The following is a 19356-nucleotide window of genomic DNA, read 5'->3' as shown; positions in this document are numbered from 1 at the left end:
ATTTATGCTGAAGACAAAAATTATATTTGGCAAGGGAAGCATTTCAAAAGTTGGAGAAGAGGCCCAATGTCTGGGTAAAAACAAAATATTTATTATAGCTGATCCATTTATAATCACTACAGAGTCTTTTCAATTATTAACCAACGGATTAGACAAGACAGGAAATCAATATCAAATTTTTTACGAAGTCGAACCGGAACCACAAGTTGACCTGGTAGAAAAGGTCTGCAAAAGATTGTTGGACTATGGAGCTGAACTGATTGTAGCAATTGGTGGGGGAAGTTGCATGGACAGTGCAAAGGCAGTGGGTGTGTTAGCGACAAACCCTGGGAAATTGCAGAATTATGCTGGATGGGATAAATTTCATAACCAGCCTATTCCGATTATTGCCATTCCCACAACTGCAGGAACGGGCTCAGAAATTACCGATGCTGCAGTAATAACTGATAAAGAAGAAAATATTAAGTTCACTATAAAGCACGCCAAGTATAATCGACCAATGGCAGCCATACTAGATCCTGATGTACTAAAAACGGTACCAAAAAACCTGGCCATTACCACAGGATTTGATGCGTTAGCTCATGCAGTAGAGGCCTATACATCATTAAAGTCAACACCTTATCTGGATGCTTTTTCTCTAAAAGCTATTGAAATGATTGGAAAACACTTTAGAACGTTTATAGAGAACCGTTCCAACAGTGAAGCTGCAGCAGGCATGCTCATAGCAAGTAATATGGCTGGCATTGCTTTTCCAATTGCAGGAACCGGTAATTGTCATTGTATTGCAAGATTTATTGGCGGACATCACACAATCTCACATGGAATGTGCTGTTCGATTATACTGCCCCATGTGGTTGAATTTAATTATGCACATAGCCCTCAAAAGTTTAAAAATATTGCAAATGCTCTTGGGAAACATACAACCGGGAAAGATCAAAGGGAAGATGCTTATCAAGGGGTACTGGCAATAAAAGAACTTGCTGCTGATCTAAAACTTCCTCGAACCATCACTGAATATGATCAGGAAATACAGTTGGATGTTGAACTGCTTGCTGAGCAATGTTGCAAATCATGGTATAACGAATTTAATCCCAGATATACATCAAAAGAAGATTTCATAAACCTTATTGCAAACATAACGAAAGCATAATACAAAGAGAGGATTGGTGAATGCAATGAAGATGAAAGGTGCAGATATTATTACAGATTATCTGGTAAAAGAAAATGTCCCATATGCTGTTGGTGTATGCGGCCATGGTATTGTTGGTTTATTAGACTCTTTGCATGAAAGGTCAGACAAGATTAAAACCATTTCAGTCCGTCATGAGCAAGCCGCTGGATATATTGCGGATGCATATTATAGGGTTAAACATGAACCTATAGTTACTTTTACTTCCTGTGGTCCTGGTTCAACTAACATGGTAACACCATTGGCAGGTGCGTATATGGACTCCTCCGCTTTTTTGAGCATTAGTGGAAATGTTCCTACTTGTCAATTTAACCGGGGACCCTTCCAAGAAACTGGACGATATTTCCAGGGTGACTTTCCCTCGGTAATTCGTTCATATGTTAAAAAGAGTTTTCAGCCAACAAGGGTAGAAATGGTTCCTCTGGCAGTGCGTCAGGCATTTAAGGAGATGACAAACGGAAAACCTGGTCCGGTAAACCTGGATGTTCCTTTTAACGTTTTTCAGGAAGAGGGCGAAGCTATTTGTGGAGAACCGCAGGACTATCGATGGAATATGGATCAAAGACCCCAGGGCAATCCAGAAACAATAAGAAAAGCAGTGGAAATGTTAGCTGCAGCTGAAAGACCACTAATCGTTGCAGGGTATGGAGCAATTCTATCAGAAGCAGGCAAGGAAATGGTCAATTTTGCAAGTTACATGAAAATCCCAGTTCATACAAGTCCCATGGGAAAAGGAATAATTGATGAAACACATCCCCTGTGTCTTGGCCCAACAGGAAGAAATGGAGCTTATGCTGCTAATGAAGCCGGAAAATCATGTGATGTGCTCTTGGCTTTAGGTACAAGCTTTGATGATAGGTCTACAAGTGCTTGGTTGGATGGATATACTTACTCCATGAACACAACAAAGGTTATTCATGTTGATATTGACCCGAGAGAAATTGGAAGAAATTACCCATTCGCACTAGGCATTATAGGAGATGTGAAGCTTGTGTTGCAGCAGCTGCTGCAGTTAGCAAAAGAACAATTTGCTGATAAAAAGCCAGACTATAGTGCATGGCATAAAAGGATAGAAGAATGGAAATCCATCTGGTATGAATACAAGGAACCATTGTTAAATTCCAACGCACAACCAATCAGGCCAGAAAGAGTAATTGGTGATATTCGTAAAGTTTTGCCTAAGAATGGAATTTTCCTGACTGATGTGGGAGTTCACCATAATTGGGTAGTTCAGTTCTGGGATACGTATGAAGCACAGACCATACTTCAAGCATGGGGATTTGCGGCCATGGGTTTTGCAACTTGTGGTGTGATAGGTGCTAAATTGGCTGCACCTGAAAGAACTGCTGTTGCTTTGTGTGGTGATGGAAGCTTCATGATGACACCTCATATCCTAGCTACAGCAGTTGAGTACAACATTCCCGCTGTATGGGTTATTTTCAATAACTTTGCCTATGGCTCCATCAGAGATTTACAGTTGGGATACTTTGGAGGCAGAGAACTGGCAACAAGCTTCATTAAAGAGGAAACAGGTGAGCTGTATAATCCTGATTTTGTTGCACTAGCTAAGGCTTTTGGTGTAAAAGGTACTAGAATAGAAAAACCAGAAGATTTAGCAGACGCTGTTGAATATGGAATTAAGCTTAATCAGCCCTACGTAGTGGAAGTTATTGTTGACAGAGATATTAAGCCAATAGGCACAGGTACATGGGTATTGCCGCCTTTTAAACATCCAGAACCAAACTTTAAACCTGGGAGGTAGAGAAATGAAGCTAGGTATAAACACTTATTCGTTCCTATGGTCCAATGATTTGGAAGACAGTGTAAAAATTATAGCTGATCACGGATTTAAAGCAATTGAATTTCTCGTTTCACCACCTCATTTCTATTTAAATAAGTATAAGCCAGGCATGTATTCCAAAATCAGAAAGATTATTGAGCAAAATAACATGGAAGTGCTGGCGGTAAACATCCCGGGCCTAGATATCAATCTAGCTAGCCCATTTCCTGAGATGAGACAAATGAGCATTGACTTATATAAGAGATTAATTGATATCAACCAGGAATTAAATGCAAAAATACTCATAGTTGTTCCTGGGAAAAGGCATCCACTGCTCCCGCCGGATTTCGAGCTTATTTATGGATATGCCAAGGATTCTATAGAACAGATAATGGATTATGCCAGTTATACAGACTTGGTATTTGGAATAGAAACGGTACCTGCTATTTTTCTGGACAAAGTGGCAGATGTCCAGCGGTTGGTGAAAGAGTTTGATTCTCCAAAGGTAAAAATTGTATATGATGTAGCTAATGTGTTTATGCAGGAGGATCCTGCAGAGGGTATCAAAAAAGCTGCTGATGATATTTGCTTGATTCACATTTCCGATACAAAAACTACAAAGTGGGAGCACAATGTAATTGGTACAGGAGATATAGATTTTTCATCAATTATGGATGCAATCAAAGTGATTAACTATAATGGATACGTTGTTTTGGAAATTATTAACGACAGAGGAGTGCATGGTGTTTTGGAAAGTATTAAAAAATTAAAAGAATAATCGGCTTTTTTAGGAAAGGATTGAGATAATGTGAAGATTTCAATTAATACTTACTCTTTTTTGTGGACGGAAAGCATTGAAAACACCTTATCTGTATTGGCTGACAATGGATTAAAGTCTGTTGAATTATTGATTTCTCCTCCACATTTTAATTTAAGTAAATATAAACCAGGAATGTATTTAGCAATTAAAAGATTAATTGAAAAATATAATATGGAAATATTGGCATTAAATATTCCTGGTTTAGATATTAATTTAGCTAGTCCATTTCCTGAAATGCGAGAAATGAGCATCAATCTATATAAGCGCCTTGTAGATATTAATCAAGAATTGGAAGCAAAAATTTTATTAATTGCTCCGGGAAAGAGACATCCATTATTACCACCATGCTTCGATTTTATATATCAATACTCCAAAAAATCGATAGAAGTAATATTGGAATATGGTTCACATTCAAATTTGATATATGGGATTGAGACTTTGCCTTCTATCTTCCTTGACACTAGTGAGAGTATCAAAAGTTTTATTGATGATCTTGACCACCAAAATGTAAAAATGGTAATTGATGTAGCAAATGTATTCCAAAAAGAAGATGTTTGCCAATCAATAAGAAAATATATAGATTATCTTTGTTTAATACACTTATCAGATACAAAAGTAGTTAAATGGGAACATAATGTGATTGGTACAGGAGACGTGGATTTTGGTGAAATTGTGAATACATTAAATGAAATACGTTATGATGGAGAGATTGTGTTAGAGGTTATTAATGATAAAGGTATAGAAGGCATCATGAAAAGTATTGATATTTTAAAAAACTATGGATTGAACATAAACTTATAGTTAATCAGGAGGTTATTATGAACGACTTATTTTCAGTTGATGGTAAAGTTGCTGTAGTAACTGGTGGAGCTCGGGGGCTAGGTTACACATATGCGGAAGCATTAGTTTCTTTAGGAGCAAGGGTAATAATATGTGACATCATTCAAGAAAATATCGATATAGCTATTGAAAAATTAAGCACATATGGAATTGCTGAAGGGTACCTTGTTAATGTCTCAAGCGAGGCTGAGGTAATAGCTTTTGTAAATAGGGTGTTAAATAAATATAAAAATGTCGATATATTAATAAATAATGCTGGAGTTGTACAACGTGTTGCAGCTGATAAAATGGATGGAGATGAATGGGAACGTGTAATGAGTATTAATGTTAAGGGAACATTTTTGTGTAGTAGATATTTTGGAGAAGAAATGAAAAAAAGAAAAAAAGGCAAAATTGTCAATATATCTTCAATAGCAGGAAGGAAAGGACTTGATCTTCGGCTAGCGTACTGTACTTCAAAATCTGCTATTGAACATTTTACTCGAACATTAGCAGCTGAATGGGGACCGGATTTTGTTCAAGTAAATGCTATTGCACCGGGTTTTATTAAAACAAGTATGAATGAAGATTTAAGAAATGATCCAATTCGTTACAAGAAAATGGTCGAGCAAGTTCCTTTGGGGCGTTTCGGTGAACCTGAAGAATTAGTCGGAACTCTTCTATATCTAGTTAGTAGTGCATCTGACTATGTGACTGGGCAAACAATCTTTGTCGATGGCGGCATTATAACAAAATAATTATATTATTAAATTGCTAAAAATAGTTATCAGCGAGGTGTTAAAAGTGTTGTTTCTGACCAAATATATCAAAACTGTAGATGGGATTAATAAAATTATAATAAAATTAATTGCCATTTTGCTTTTTGTAATTTTTGTTTTATTGGTAACTCAGGTGTTTTTTCGTTTTGTAATAAATAAGTCATTAAGCTGGTCAGAAGAAGCCGCTAGATATTTAATAATTTGGACTGTATTTCTAGGTGTTGCAATTGGTGTTCGTAGGCAATCTTTAATCGCAGTTGAGGCTCTTGTTCAAAATGTTCCGGAAAAATTGCAGTTAGTATTTAAAGCTATAGCATTAATAATTACTATTGCTTTTTCAGTATTCCTAGTTGTATTTGGAATAGAAATGTGCCAGATGACTATAAACCATCAATCTACAGCATTGCATATGCCTATGTCTTATGCTTATGCCGCAATTCCTATGGGCGGAACATTAATATTAATAAACGCATTATCTGTATTGGTTGAATTGTTCTTAGGTAGAAGGGAGACTGGCAAATGTTAACTTTCCTGTTCATTGCTCTTGCTATATTACTTTTCATAGGCCTACCGGTCGCTTTTTCAATTGCTTGTGCTTCTATAATATCTATTGTATTTTTTTCAAATTTGCCTTTAGCAATTACGGTACAAAAAATGTTTGGGGCATTAGATTCATTTCCTTTGCTAGCAATCCCATTATTTATCCTATCTGGTACTTTAATGGCTTCTGGAGGTATATCTAAAAGGCTAGTAAATCTTGCATCAGCATTTATTGGTCATATATCTGGAGGATATGCTGCTGTTACAATAGTTTCTTGTATGTTATTTGGAGCAATATCAGGATCGAGTGCAGCGACAGTGGCAGCTATAGGTGGAATATTAATTCCTGTGATGATAAGTAAAAATTATGGGAAGAGATTCTCTGCATCGACAGGTGCTGCGTCTGGAGAACTTGGTTCAATTATTCCCCCTAGTATACCTATGATTCTTTATGGATCTGTTACAGGAACCTCTGTTGGAGCTATGTTTATTGCTGGTGTTGTGCCGGGAATATTGCTAACAATCATATTGGTAGTGTTTGTAATAATTGTGTCAAAAAGAAAAGGTTTGATAGGTGATTGTAAAAAGTCTAATTGGATTGAAAAGCTAGTTGCAATTAAAGATTCAATATTAGCAGTTTTAATGCCAGTTATTATATTGGGTGGTATTTACTCAGGAACATTTACACCAACTGAAGCAGCTGCGGTAGCTGTTGCATATGCCCTAATAGTCGGAATTTTTATTTATAGAGAGTTAAAAATTAAACATTTACTTTCCTTATTTGCTGATGCAGCTCTCACTACGGCGACAATAATGATAATAATTGCAGCAGCGGGTTTATTTAGTTGGTTTTTAACAATAAACATGGTTCCTCAAAAACTTGCAAGTGCTATAGTCAGTTTTACAGATAGTCCAATAGTATATTTGCTTATCGTAAACCTTTTATTGTTAGTTGTGGGAATGTTCTTTGAGGCTAGTGCTGCTATTCTTGTTTTAGCACCAATTTTATTTCCTATTGCTTTAAAATTCGGAATTGAACCCATTCATTTTGGAATGGTAATGGTAGCGAACTTAGCATTAGGTATGATAACTCCACCAGTAGGTGTCAATCTGTTCATATCATGTAAAATTGCGAATATATCTCTTGAGGAAATAACGATTGGTATGATACCATACTTAGTTTTAACTATTACATTTGTATTAATTATTACTTATATACCTGGCTTAAGCCTGTGGTTACCGAGTGTGGGAAGATAACCTGTCATTAGTAGAGTGTCCAGAATTAAGATAATGTTAGTGAACAATCAAAAGGGGGGATATAATAATAGCTTATTTAATTTCTTGTTTTTCCAACACATAAAAGGAGGTTTTGGTTTATGCTTAAGAAAAGGAATTTGGTATGGATATTGGTTTTAATTATTGCGTTAGTTTTTACAGGTTGTAGCGAAAAGAAAGATGAGACTCAACAAACAGATCTTGGTCCAACTTATAATCTTAAACTTGGACACAATGTAACTCCAGGAAGTGCAGTTGACGAAGGAGCGAAAAAGTTCAAGGAGATTGTTGAAGCAAAAACCGATGGAAGAATTACAGTAGAAGTTTTCCCAAGTGCTCAGTTAGGTAGCGAAATAGATATGGTTAAAAACATGGGGATGGGCGTTATTGATATCGTTATCCCTGGGGATGGAGCACTAGGAACTTATGCGCCAAAGTTTCAAGGATTAGTATTACCATTCTTATTTGATAGTATAGAGCATATGGATAAGGTTTATGCCGGGGAAATCGGGAAGGAACTAGATGCTACATTTAGAGAAACAGCGAACTCTACGATACTAGAAGTTTGGCATAGAGGACCTCGAAACCTGACAGCGAATGAGGCAAAGTTAACCCCTGATGATTTAAGAGGAATGAAATTGCGAGTAACAACTATACCAATCATTGTATCAGTGTGGGAAGCCTTAGGTGCTAATCCAACGCCTATAGCGTTTCCGGAGTTGTTTATTTCATTACAACAAGGTGTAGTAGATGGACAGGAAAATCCTCTGGATTTAATATACACTTCAAATTTTCATGAAGTACAGTCTCATGTAATGCTTACTCAACACACCTATTCTCCATGGTTTTTTATGATCAATGTTGATTTATATGATGGTTTCCCAGATGATCTTAGACAAAAATTTGACGAAGCACTTGCTGAAGCAACAGAATTTCAAAAACAGCTAGTTCGAGAATCGGAGGACATGTATCTCCAATTGTTGAAGGATAAAGGTATGCAAGTGATAGAAGTTGACAGAAGTTTGTTCATGAAAAAATATGAAGAGAGTGGTGTAGAAGAAAAACTGGCTCCACAGATGTTGCCTAATTTAGTACAAAGGGTTAAGGCTGTGAGATAAGTATATAAAAAATATAAGTTATTGGCATATTTTAAATATGCCAATAACTTTACTTATACTTAATTCCACAAATTTCTCAATAGGAGCAGGTGAATGAAGTTATGAAAGCAGTTGCAAAAGTCGGATCTGGTTATGGAAATATGAGTATTATTGATTTAGATAAACCTCAAATAACTAAACCAGATGACATTTTGATAAAGGTTAAATCAGTGGGCATGTGTGGTACAGATTTATCCATTTACAAGTGGACTCCTTCAGTGGAAAAGGAATACCGTCCTAATTTTCCAAATATCATTGGACATGAGTTTGCAGGAATAGTTGAGTCTGTGGGAAGAGGGGTTTCTAGAATTAAGATAGGAGACCACGTAACAGTTAATGAGCATATTTTTTGTGGCATATGTGAATTCTGCTTGAAAAATATGGAGTGTATTTGCGAAAACCGTCCTGTACTAGGATGTCATATACATGGTGGTATGACTGAGTATATTGTTGTCAGGGAAAAAAACTGTTTTGTGCTTCCCGCAAATGTATCTTTACATGCTGGAGCTATAGCTGAGCCCTTGTCGGTAGCAATTCATGCTGTGGAAAGGGTTCCTGCAAAAGAAGATGATGTTGTTGCCATAATTGGAGCGGGAGCGATAGGTCTTGGATTAGCCTTAGTTTTAAAAGTTCTAAATGTAAAAAATTATTTTGTTATAGGATTAGAACAGGATGCTATGCGCTTAGAACTCGCTAAAGAATTTGGTGCAGGTGCAATAATAGTTGGAAAGGAAGATCCAATAGAGGAAATACAAAAAGCCACTGGTAAAAAAGGTCCAAATATTGTTTATGAATGTGCGGGATCTGTTCAAGCAGTTGATCTAGCCATCAGAATTTGTCGTCCTTCGGGTAGTGTTTGCTTGGTAGGAATAGCTGACAAACCAAATGAAATAGATACAGCAAGGCTAGTATTTGAGGAAAAGAGTATAGTAGGGAGCAGGGCTTTTTATCACAAAACATGGGAAACCACTATGAAGATGATGGCTGAAATCGGCAATGATGCGGAAAAAATGGTAACTCATCGACTACCAATGGATTCTTATGAAGAAGCCCTTGATTTAATTAGAACAGGAAAAGCTATTAAGGTCATTATTGAACCCTAGAACTAAATCTGAAATATTATTAACTATAATAAAACAAGCAACCGATTATGCTGGTAATTTTGACACACAGTTTCCTAACAATTGTAATATTGTCCATAAATTAATTAATTCTTATATATATTTCAGTATAGGTAACCAACTCTAATAGGCAGGGCTCCTGTTTAAAATGTTATAACTGTGTATGAGGCTGTGAAAGGTTTAATTGATGCTTCTGTAATAAAAGTGTTTATACACAACCTCCTCCCTCAATTGGGGCGCTAGTTAGTTTTTTTGCGCCCCAAAATCTTTGATTACTAACATAGAATATCAGATATATGATTTATTATCATGTGTATCATCATGTGTGATTTATAAAGAAAGCTTTACCTATCATAGATATATATGTTATGATCAGTCACTTGCTGTACTTATTTTAAATACAAAATTTGCATGAAAAATATTTAGATGATACCCGAAATTAGGTTTTGTTAAGAAACGTTGGAAAATAAAAAGGAGAAAATGCAGGGATGGGAACACTTAAGGACTTAAATTATAAAAACTCTTTTGCAGGGATCATATCTGGGTTGTTGGCCATTACAGGTCCCCCGGCGCTAATATTACAGGCTGCATCAAATGGTGGGTTCACAAATACCCAAACTATTATGTGGGTGTTTTCCGTATATACCTTTGGTGGCATCTTCAGCATCTTAGCACCTTTGTACTATCGTATGCCTATAGTTGGTGCCCATTCCATTACTGGGGTTGCCTTCTTGGCTACAGTTACGGCCCAATTTACCTACCAGGGGTTAATAGGTGCATATATCCTTGCAGGTGTATTGATGTTGATAGTTGGTTCTTTGGGTATATTTTCCAAATTAATGAGTTTTGTACCAAAGCAAATAATTGCATCCATGCTAGCTGGAATGATTGTGAGCTATATGATTAATTATGTAACGGCAATTACTAGGCTTCCCTTAATTGGCGGACTGTCTTTGCTCGTTTATTTTGTTTTCAGCAGATGGGATAAACGCATACCACCTGTCATTGCAGGGATTCTTACAGCAATAGTTTTATTTATTGCTACCGAGACGTTAAGTGTAGGTGGGTTTGCAGCGCCTCTAGTATTTCCATCTGTCCAGGTGCCGGAGTTTGGTTTCCTTGCCTTTTTTTCCGTTTCTATACCGCTGGCACTTGTTGTATTAAGCAATGATGCGGCAGTTGGCCTCGGTGCATTAGAACAAAACGACTATCACCCACCTATTAATAGACTTATTACCTTAAGTGGCATTTTTACAATCATTGCTGGTTTTTTCGGCGGTCAATCCACAAATGTTGCCGGAATGATGTCGGCCATATGTTCCAATCAGGATGCAGGACCAAAGGAAAAAAGATACTGGGCGGCAATTGTGTCTGGTATTATATTGGTTATCTTTGGTGTGTTTTCCTGGAAACTTGTTCCTTTTATTCAGGGTCTGCCCCAGACATTTACCTCAATTCTGTTGGGGTTTGCTCTCTTGGGGGTATTCGGAAACAGCTTGAATGTAAGTTTTTCAAAAACAAAGATGAAAATTAGTACAACTTTTGCTTTCGTAATTGCCGCCTCTAATATAACATTTTTAAATATTAGTTCACCAATATGGTCATTACTGATAGGTACTCTTATTGCCCGCGGAATTGAAAAGAGTTGAAGGTGCAGGGAATATCATTTTATCTATATGGATGCATATCGGTTCACCTAACATGGTAAATCATTACCTAAAGGAATTCCTAGTTTTCCCCATTGGAACATTTTGGATTGTTTTTTAAAGAAACAATACATATCACAAATTTACCTTATGAAATTCATACGTTGTTTTGGTTCTAGTTCAGGTATTTCATGAAGCTTCTTGCCTGCATCTATTACCTTAATCAGCTATGCCATGTTTTTACCAAGTACCTGGCAATTTGTCTTCCTTCCACATCATTATCTGCTTCACAAGGCACGGTTCCTCCATAAATAACATTCCAATAGTTTGAGGTTGGCATGTTCATTTCTGACAAATTAATATATTGGTTTAAGGCATTAAAAGCAGATACTCCCCCCGAGCGCCTTACCGCTACAAAACCTGCACCAACCTTATACATAAGCATTCTATCATTAGCCACTGAAGCAACATAAATCGCCCTGTCGAGAAAACATTTCATGGTACCGGCAATCCCAGAAAAATAAACTGGTGAAGCAAATATACTCCCTCTGCTGTTTTCATTTTTTGGATCTACTCATTTACTTGATCATCATCTATGGAACACTTTTCATCCTTGCTTTTTAAACATTTATAACAGCTAATGCATCCTCTTATTTTTTTATTACCCACGTGCACTACTTCAACTTCAATATCATTCTTAACCAATTCTTCAGCAATCATTTTTATGAACTAGCCGTATTGCCTGATTTTTTAGGGCTTCCATTAAATGCTACTACCTTCATAGATACACTCCTTTTTATTTTCAAATTATTATAAATTAATCATTCCTAACTTGTTCGAAACTTTAGATTTTATTTTATTTCAACTTAAAAATATGGAAATCCTCCTTCTTTGTTAGAGCCCAATCAAGTAGATGTTTAAAATTTCTAATGACTGCTAAACTATATCTTTAAAATAGCAAAAAGTGTTGATTATCCCGAAAGAAATAGTGCCCTAATTCTGGTGTCAGCTGTATCCAAGTTTATGGGTGATGTAACCCCCTTAAGTACAAAAATTGTAAACAGTATTCAGAAATCTGACTTTGCCTATTTGCTGGTTCTAAAAAATGTTTCGAGCTCAATTTTTAGGGTTAATCGGAATATCCTAGGTAACATATTTTGCTCTTTACCCTAGTAACAAAATAATTTGCAGATCGGATGCTGGAGTTAATGCACCCCATGAGCCCTACATAAAGGATTTTCTAGAGAATAATCTCTAAATTGGCTGCAAATTCCTTTGTTTAAAGGTGCGGCCATGTGGGTAGAGAAGGATAAAGGTGGAGGCTAAGAAATTGCAAAATTATGCAAAGGCAGGAGTAAGAATAATGATTACAGCAATAGTTGTAAGTCTTACCATGTTAAGTATTGGCCTTTCCCGTTATAAATGCCTTATGGGCAATTGTTTTTTGTAGGTTACTTTAAGGTTTGAAAAAAGGCATTGTAACTCCAACTATAAAGCTAAGTGACATCCAATAAACTATGCTCACTGAAAAGCTTACTAATACTAGTAATGCGCTAATGAGAGTTATTTTAATAAATAGTGAAAAAGTTATTAGCATTACAGGTATAACTGTTCCAAAAATAACCCAGGAGATAAAAATTCTTCTATAGGAACTGCTCCCCATTTGCTCTAAAAGTATATGTTTTAATTTATCTAATCTCTTGAGAAAGAAAATCTGCAAGAGAATAAGCATTAAAAGCCCAATAATCCCTATATTTAGCAGCAATTCAACATTCTGGCCAATTACCACTAGCCAAGCATTTACACTTAGAATTCCAATCAGTACAGATGATGCTAGGAATATTAAGGTAACCAGGGGAGTATCCCAGGCTGGTCTTGATTTAAGATGATAGATTTTTGCAGTAGAGTATAAAAACATCAAAGCAGCAATTGTAGTTAAGGTTTGCAAAAGGACACTCCAAAAGGGAGCTAAACTAATAAGTGTTTTGTTCAGGCTGTTGATAAATAGGAGCACTATAACTATAGGGGCTAAGAATGCCTCATGGGTTAAATGTGATCTATAATTGCTGAACGAAAATAAAAATCGCTCTGGGTGGCCAAGATGAAACATAGATACTAGCAGACCGAAAACAAGTGTTATTAATGAAAATGCAGATATAGCAGAAAGTTCAAGGCTTAGGTTTAAAAGATAAATGCCTGTAATGCTGATTAAATACGTTCCCAGGCTTAAACGCTGGAACAATGTAAAGATAATTAAGGAATATTGAATACTCAATCTTGCAGCTCCTTTCAAGTTAAATTACCTTACTTAATGGCTCTTTTATGAGGGTAAATTATTAGTGAGGGGTGTGTAATATCCTGGTTTATCAATGAGTTTGGCTTGGGTAAATTTTCAAAAATTAATTTTAGATCTTCAATCTTTCCAGCATGTAAGGCCCTTGTGGGACAGCTGCTCACACAGATTGGATCCTTACCTTGGGTCAACAGCTTGATGCAATAATCACACTTGCGTACTACACCCTTGTTCTTATCAAACTTCGGTGCTTCATAAGGACAGGACCAAACGCACATTTGACATCCAATGCATACCCTATCCTGATGTAGTACCAGACCATTTTCAGGTTCCTTATACATGGCCCCGGTTGGACAGTTTTTTACGCAAGCTGGATCTGCACAGTGGTTACAAGCAAGGCTCAACCAAAAGGCAAAAACTGTATTATTTAGACCTTCGCCTTCAGAAAAGTAGTCTCCGCCTTCATGTTCTATTACTATCCTAAAATTTAGTCCTATCTCCAGGTTATTAAAATCCTTGCAGGCTATTTGACAGGTCTTACAACCCATACATCTATTCTGTTCTATTAGAAAGCCTAGCTGATTGGTCATAGGTTTCTCTCCCTTTGGACTTCTATAATTTAACTACCTCTACTAGATTTGTATGCTGAGGGTTTCCGTGAGCTAGATAGGTTGGTCTTTGGGAGGTTAACGTATTTATACAGCCTCTTTGATCAACTCCGTCTTTATCAGGACTATACCATGCGCCATGTGGAATTCCCACTACTCCAGGCATAATTCTTTTTGTTATCTTAACAGGTATGATTAGAGAGCCTCTGCCATTAAATACTTTAACCCTATCCATATTGTTGAGACTGCGTTTTTTTGCATCACTGGGGTTCATCCATAGTACATGCTGTTGAGCTTCATTAAGCCAGGAATTATTATCATGTATAGAATGTGTACGAAAACGATGGTGCCATGATATGCACTGGAGAGGATATTTGTTTTTTAAAGGATCCTCTGGGCCTTCCCAAGCTGGCACATACTTTGGTATAGCAGGAATTTCCTCAGGCCTGTTCATATCAAATAGCCTTTTGGAAAATAGCTCTATCTTGCCCGAAGGAGTAGGAAATGGATATTTGAGGGGGTCCTTCACCTCTTTTTCAAAGGCCACATATGGCTTATCATGCTTCCATCTATAAATACCCTGCTTTTTAAAGTCCTCAAAGCTAGGAAAGTCCGGATGTTCAGATCTTATTTCATCTGTTATCCATTTACACCAGCCTTCCATTGTTTTCCCCTGGGTAAATTCTTCTTTTAAACCTAGTCTTTCTGCTACCTCTGTCAACCAGTCATATTCATTACGACATTCATAAGGGGGTTCCATAAGCTTATTGGAATATGCCACCCAATCACCATATACCCAAGCACGTTTAATATTATCCCGCTCAAAAAAGTTATCTGCAGGCAATAGGATGTCGGCAAATTTGGCGCTAGGGGTCATGAAGTTATCACTTACTACTATGAATTCAACTTTAGTTTCATCCTGCAGAATTTTTGCAGTTTTGTTACAGTCTGAATGCTGGTTTAATAAATTTCCACTTCCTAAGCATAATATTAACTTAATGGATGAAGGGAGCCTATCAACCCCTATCACTCCATCTGCAATACCCATTTCAGTACCTCTAGTAATAGCATCTGTCCATAAAAATGCAGGAATTTTACCGGGGAAAGGATTTGTAGGTATAGGAATATCCGGAATTTTATGGCGTGAAAGGTATGCAGCACCAGATGTGCCTCCGCCAGAAATGCCAACGTTACCCGTTAAAGCAGCCAATAACATGGTGCCACGGGCCTGTTGTTCACCATTTGAATGACGTTGTGGTCCCCAGCCTAAAACAATGTTAGCGGGTTTGCTGGCGGCCAATTCCCTGGCAAAAGTTCTTATTATGGCAGCGGGAACCTTGGTAATCCTTTCAGCCCATTCAGGCGTTTTAGGTATTCCATCACTTATTCCCAGGCAGTAATTCTTATATGAGTTATTAGGAGGAATTTCGTCTAGCATATGTTCTTCATCAAAGCCTATACAGCACCTATCTAAAAAATCCTTATCGTGCAGATTTTCAGTTATTATTACATAAGACACAGCATCAGCAAAGGCTGCATCTGTAGTTGGTAAAGGAGCAATCCATTGATCGGCAAAGGCTACTACTGTATCTGTATGCCTTGGATCAATTACAATAATTTTAATGCCTAAATCCTTGGCTTTTCTTAAGTAATAATTGCAAAGGCTGCCCATGATTGTTTCAGCAGAATTAAAACCCCAAAGAATTATAAGTTTTGAATTTAAAATATCTTCTTGGGAGTTGCCAATCATTACAGAACCATATGTATACATGGTGATAGTATCCTGTTGGGCTGTACTGTAATCATTGTAAGTGTCCAGATATCCTCCGTCTAAAGATAATAGTCTTTTAGCCAAACCATTGGGACTTATGCTTCCCCATGGTCCGCCAATTGGACTGAAACGAGATGCGGGACCAAATTCTTTTTTTACACGTGTCAGTTCATTTGTGATTGTATCTACTGCCTCTTCCCAGGTAATTCTTGTAAACCTACCTTCCCCTCTTTTACCGGTTCTTTTCATTGGGTATTTTAAACGATTAGGGTCCAAATTTAAGTTTCTATAGGCCCTGCCTCTAACACAAGCTCTAATTTGAGGAGAATCTATTGTGTCTTTTAAAACTATATCGTAAGATGTATGGATGTAATTTGATTCAAGAAATTTCTTAAAATGACAAGAGAAAGATTGCGGGGTGAATTGAACAATTGTTTTCCCAAGTGACAATTAATTGTCACAAATGATAATTAAATTCCTTTTGAAAAGCTTTAAGAAAGACTATTTTTTCTAGCATTTATATGGACTACTTAAAATATCTCCTTTGCAAATAGATGGCATGATATTTGCTTTAAATAATGTTAGCATTAGCCTTTTGTTGAGTCATAGGCTTGTTGCTGCTTTATGGCATCATCATGTGAAAGAATAAAGAATACAAATTCTCAAGGGGGACTAGAGTGCATGCTAAGAGTCAACACTAATGTGCAAAACAATCCATCATTTAAAATGTGGACAGATGATCAGGTCTATGAGGTTCATCTTGCATCCTTGGAGGTACTTGAAAGGACAGGTGTAGTAATAAATGACAATGCAGCAAAACAACTTTTAAAGGATTATGGCTGTTATGTCAAGGGTAATTTAGTTAAATTTCCAGCCTCTGTTGTAAAAAATGCAGTTGAGAGTGCTCCAGAAAGGGTAGTGCTAGTAGATGGTGACTTACAAAGGAAAGTGTATTTAGAACAAAAGTCTGTTCATTACGGCATGGCAGATGGTATTTCTCTTATACTTGACCCTTATACTCAAGAAATAAGAAATTCTAAAATAGAAGATGTGGAAAGGGCGGCCAAGGTAGCAGAAACACTTGAAAACCTATCTGTTGTTAGTCCCCTTGTTGCTGTGGAAGGTTTAAGCTCAGTGGAGCATTATAAAGCTGTAAGAAGGAATACAAAAAAACCACTGCTAATTAAATGCCCAGCCATAGATGAATTGATAGAAATACTTGGGATGGCTCAGGGCTTGTCTGGTGGCCACCAAGAATTTGCCATAAATCCAAGTTTTGCCGTATATATACAATCTGAAAGACCATTAGAATTAACTGATAAGGACATTAAAATATTAAAATTTTGTGCAGAGAACGGTATACCGGTATCTTATATACCTGTTGTTTGTCCAGGTGAAACAGGGCCAGATAGTTTAGCAGGGTGTTTTGTATTAGGCACTGCCACTGCCCTGGCAGCTCTAATTGTACAACAGTTGGTTAAAAGAGGCAGTCCCTATATTCACGGTATTATAGTTAGGCCTCAAAGCTGCGAACGGGCTGCTTTATATGCAGAACCTGAGGTAGCCTTGTCACATTCTGTAAGCGCTCTGCTTGGCAACTTATACAGGATACCTTCTTTTGGATTAGCTGGAGTTAGTGACTATTATGCAAATGATCAACAGGCTGCAATGGAAGCGACCTTTACTATACAAGCTGCTGCCTTTGCCGGAGTAAATATTAGTGCCGGAATTGGAAATTGTGGAGATGTTGCAAGTTTAGAAAGTATGGTTATGGCTAATGAGATTATTGGTATGACAAAGCACTTTATGAAAGGTGTGGAAATAAATGAAGAAACTGTCCCAGTTGATTTAATACATGAAGTGGGGCCTGGTGGGCATTTTCTCATGGCTGAACACACTATGAAATATTATAAAACTGCTACCTGGTATCCAAGATATATGAACCGCTGCCATTTTTCTCAATGGCAGAGGGACGATGGCAAGAGCATGGGAGAAAAGCTTAATTTAAAAATAAAAGAAATACTAGAAAACGCATAAAACCAACAGGGAGGTAAATAACATGAAGGTTAGCTTTAATACACAGACTACCCCTAATTTCAAGGTATGGACACAAGACCAGTGTCATGAAATGCATCTTAAATCCTTGGAGATTCTTGAAAGGACAGGAGTTGTTGTGCTTGATGATGATGCATTAAATATATATAGAAAAGGTGGAGCCCTTGTAAAGGGAAATAGGGTATATATCCCTGGTTGGATGGTGGAAGAGGCTCTAAGAACTGCTCCTGAAAAAATTACTCTGCGCAGACCGGATAAAACCATTCGCCTTGAAAAAAATGTGGTAAATTACGGCTTGGGAACAGATTTACCATACTTCCAAAATCACATCACAGGTGAATACAAAAGAGCAGTTTTGTCTGACATAGTTAATACGGCTAGGGTTACTGATTATTTGCCAAATATTGATTTTGTTGCATCTTTGGGGATAGCTGATGATGTTAATCCAGAACTTGCCGATTTATATCATTTTAAGGCTATGTTTGAAAACTGCGGCAAACCCCTTTTTATGACAGCCAAGGACAAGGATAATCTTCAGGGTCTGATTGATATGTCTGCAGCAGCGGCAGGTGGATATGAGGAATTAAAAAGGAATCCAACGTTTTTATTGTATACAGAACCCATTTCTCCCCTCGTCAATACCCAGGAGGCTGTACAAAAGCTTATGCTAGCATCAGAATATGAAATTCCGGTAACCTATGCATCTGGGATTACTTCTGGATCAACAGGGCCGGTCACCTTGGCCGGCAACTTGACCCTTGGTAATGCAGAAGGTCTTGCAGGACTGGTGCTTCACCAGCTTGTTAACCCTGGAGCGCCCTTCCTGTATGGTATAGTAGCTGCACCTATGGATATGGCAACCACTATTTGCTGTTATGGTGGACCCGAGATACCATTATACTTCTGCATAGTAGGTGAGATGGGACGTTACTATAAACTGCCGACTTTTGGACAGTCTGGTGCAACTGACTCTGCAATAGTTGATCAACAGGCATCCATAGATGCTATGTTTCAGATATTTGCAGCAGCTCAAAGCGGAACAAATTTGGTTCATGATAACGGATACATTGGAAACGGCTTGGTGGGCAGTTTAGATATGCTTGTCATGTGTGATGAATGTATAAGAGTTGTAAAATCATTCATGAAAGGCGTGGAAGTGAAACCAGAAACCCTTGCATTGGACCTCATTCATTCAGTTGGTCCAGGAAAAACTTATTCCAGCCAACCAAAAAGAATATCCAGGTCAAAGTATTCAGTAAAAATGGATTATGAAGGGTGGAAAACAAATAATAAATCAATGATAAAAAACATTAAAGAAGAAGTACAGCATATTCTGGATACCCATAAGTCGCCTCAAATCAGCAAGGATATTTCTGAAGAATTTGATCGAATCATTATGGAACATGAAAAAAGGATTGCCAACCAATAATTAGTTAAGGGAGACTTTACATATGAGGTTTCCCTTATACCCTTCCTTGGAATTGTCAAAAACGACAAGTAGTT

14 protein-coding genes and 2 pseudogenes are annotated in these 19356 nt (G+C 37.2%); 12 read left to right on the top strand and 4 right to left on the bottom strand.

Annotation, left to right across the window (positions count from 1 at the left end):
• Nucleotides 1-4: 4 nt before the first annotated feature.
• The 10 genes from K364_RS23405 (at nt 5) to K364_RS0109145 (ending at nt 11129) form a co-directional block, all read left to right on the top strand.
• Complete coding sequence (locus K364_RS23405; protein WP_169734747.1) at nt 5-1150, top strand: iron-containing alcohol dehydrogenase; 1146 nt, start codon at nt 5-7, stop codon at nt 1148-1150.
• Between the two features lie 25 nt (nt 1151-1175).
• Nucleotides 1176-2951 carry a thiamine pyrophosphate-binding protein gene (locus K364_RS0109185; protein WP_035268456.1) on the top strand — a complete coding sequence of 592 codons (1776 nt, stop codon included), beginning with the start codon at nt 1176-1178 and terminating at the stop codon, nt 2949-2951.
• 4 nt (nt 2952-2955) lie between these two features.
• The gene (locus K364_RS0109180; RefSeq protein WP_028307787.1) at nt 2956-3747 is read left to right on the top strand and encodes a sugar phosphate isomerase/epimerase family protein; all 792 of its coding nucleotides are present in this window, start codon (nt 2956-2958) and stop codon (nt 3745-3747) included.
• 30 nt (nt 3748-3777) lie between these two features.
• Entirely contained in the window at nt 3778-4590 is an 813-nt protein-coding gene (locus K364_RS0109175; protein WP_028307786.1) for a sugar phosphate isomerase/epimerase family protein, read from the top strand.
• A gap of 17 nt (nt 4591-4607) precedes the next feature.
• A complete protein-coding gene (locus K364_RS0109170) occupies nt 4608-5366 on the top strand; it encodes an SDR family NAD(P)-dependent oxidoreductase (protein ID WP_028307785.1) in 759 nt (252 codons plus the stop codon).
• Nucleotides 5367-5415: 49 nt separating this feature from the next.
• Complete coding sequence (locus K364_RS0109165) at nt 5416-5913, top strand: TRAP transporter small permease (protein ID WP_051533911.1); 498 nt, start codon at nt 5416-5418, stop codon at nt 5911-5913.
• Nucleotides 5907-7184: a TRAP transporter large permease gene (locus K364_RS0109160; protein WP_028307783.1), complete on the top strand. Its 1278-nt coding sequence runs from the start codon at nt 5907-5909 to the stop codon at nt 7182-7184. Before K364_RS0109165 ends, K364_RS0109160 begins: the two co-directional genes overlap by 7 nt.
• 119 nt (nt 7185-7303) lie before the next feature.
• On the top strand, nt 7304-8320 hold the full coding sequence (locus K364_RS23400) for a TRAP transporter substrate-binding protein (RefSeq protein ID WP_051533910.1): 1017 nt from the start codon (nt 7304-7306) through the stop codon (nt 8318-8320).
• A 101-nt stretch (nt 8321-8421) separates the two neighbouring features.
• Complete coding sequence (locus K364_RS0109150; protein ID WP_028307782.1) at nt 8422-9462, top strand: zinc-dependent alcohol dehydrogenase; 1041 nt, start codon at nt 8422-8424, stop codon at nt 9460-9462.
• Between the two features lie 506 nt (nt 9463-9968).
• Nucleotides 9969-11129, top strand: a complete 1161-nt coding sequence (locus K364_RS0109145; protein ID WP_028307781.1) for a benzoate/H(+) symporter BenE family transporter — start codon at nt 9969-9971, stop codon at nt 11127-11129.
• A gap of 140 nt (nt 11130-11269) precedes the next feature.
• Here the strand turns inward: K364_RS0109145 and K364_RS27875 are convergent.
• From K364_RS27875 to K364_RS0109120, 4 genes and pseudogenes are all read right to left on the bottom strand, one after another.
• Nucleotides 11270-11908 (bottom strand): annotated as a pseudogene (locus K364_RS27875) (flavodoxin family protein).
• Nucleotides 11909-12582: 674 nt separating this feature from the next.
• Nucleotides 12583-13401 (bottom strand): dimethyl sulfoxide reductase anchor subunit family protein, encoded by an 819-nt coding sequence (locus K364_RS0109130; protein ID WP_028307780.1) that lies wholly within the window; start codon nt 13399-13401, stop codon nt 12583-12585.
• Nucleotides 13402-13430: 29 nt separating this feature from the next.
• Nucleotides 13431-14009: a DMSO/selenate family reductase complex B subunit gene (locus tag K364_RS0109125; RefSeq protein WP_028307779.1), complete on the bottom strand. Its 579-nt coding sequence runs from the start codon at nt 14007-14009 to the stop codon at nt 13431-13433.
• A gap of 22 nt (nt 14010-14031) precedes the next feature.
• A complete protein-coding gene (locus K364_RS0109120; RefSeq protein WP_028307778.1) occupies nt 14032-16248 on the bottom strand; it encodes a DMSO/selenate family reductase complex A subunit in 2217 nt (738 codons plus the stop codon).
• Between the two features lie 231 nt (nt 16249-16479).
• Here K364_RS0109120 and K364_RS0109115 point away from each other — a divergent pair, with 231 nt between their 5' ends.
• Together K364_RS0109115 and K364_RS23390 are read left to right on the top strand one after the other, a co-directional pair.
• Complete coding sequence (locus tag K364_RS0109115; RefSeq protein WP_028307777.1) at nt 16480-17835, top strand: trimethylamine methyltransferase family protein; 1356 nt, start codon at nt 16480-16482, stop codon at nt 17833-17835.
• Nucleotides 17836-17854: 19 nt separating this feature from the next.
• Nucleotides 17855-19282 (top strand): annotated as a pseudogene (locus K364_RS23390) (trimethylamine methyltransferase family protein); the annotation flags it as partial.
• Nucleotides 19283-19356 lie beyond the last annotated feature (74 nt).

Origin of the sequence: Desulfitibacter alkalitolerans DSM 16504 (assembly GCF_000620305.1) — a bacterium.
GTDB classification, from domain to species: Bacteria; Bacillota; DSM-16504; order Desulfitibacterales; family Desulfitibacteraceae; genus Desulfitibacter; species Desulfitibacter alkalitolerans.
The sequence above is the reverse complement of the archived record's forward strand: the minus strand, read 5'-3'. Positions and strand labels throughout refer to the sequence as shown.

What these genes read in the sequence shown, in the direction of transcription:
- K364_RS0109160 (WP_028307783.1), top strand. Translation starts at nt 5,907, where the DNA reads ATGTTAACTTTCCTGTTCATTGCTCTTGCTATATTACTTTTCATAGGC.
- K364_RS23405 (WP_169734747.1), top strand. Translation starts at nt 5, where the DNA reads ATGCTGAAGACAAAAATTATATTTGGCAAGGGAAGCATTTCAAAAGTT.
- K364_RS0109145 (WP_028307781.1), top strand. Translation starts at nt 9,969, where the DNA reads ATGGGAACACTTAAGGACTTAAATTATAAAAACTCTTTTGCAGGGATC.
- K364_RS0109150 (WP_028307782.1), top strand. Translation starts at nt 8,422, where the DNA reads ATGAAAGCAGTTGCAAAAGTCGGATCTGGTTATGGAAATATGAGTATT.
- K364_RS0109170 (WP_028307785.1), top strand. Translation starts at nt 4,608, where the DNA reads ATGAACGACTTATTTTCAGTTGATGGTAAAGTTGCTGTAGTAACTGGT.
- K364_RS0109115 (WP_028307777.1), top strand. Translation starts at nt 16,480, where the DNA reads ATGCTAAGAGTCAACACTAATGTGCAAAACAATCCATCATTTAAAATG.
- K364_RS0109180 (WP_028307787.1), top strand. Translation starts at nt 2,956, where the DNA reads ATGAAGCTAGGTATAAACACTTATTCGTTCCTATGGTCCAATGATTTG.
- K364_RS0109125 (WP_028307779.1), bottom strand. Translation starts at nt 14,009, where the DNA reads ATGACCAATCAGCTAGGCTTTCTAATAGAACAGAATAGATGTATGGGT.
- K364_RS23400 (WP_051533910.1), top strand. Translation starts at nt 7,304, where the DNA reads ATGCTTAAGAAAAGGAATTTGGTATGGATATTGGTTTTAATTATTGCG.
- K364_RS0109185 (WP_035268456.1), top strand. Translation starts at nt 1,176, where the DNA reads ATGAAGATGAAAGGTGCAGATATTATTACAGATTATCTGGTAAAAGAA.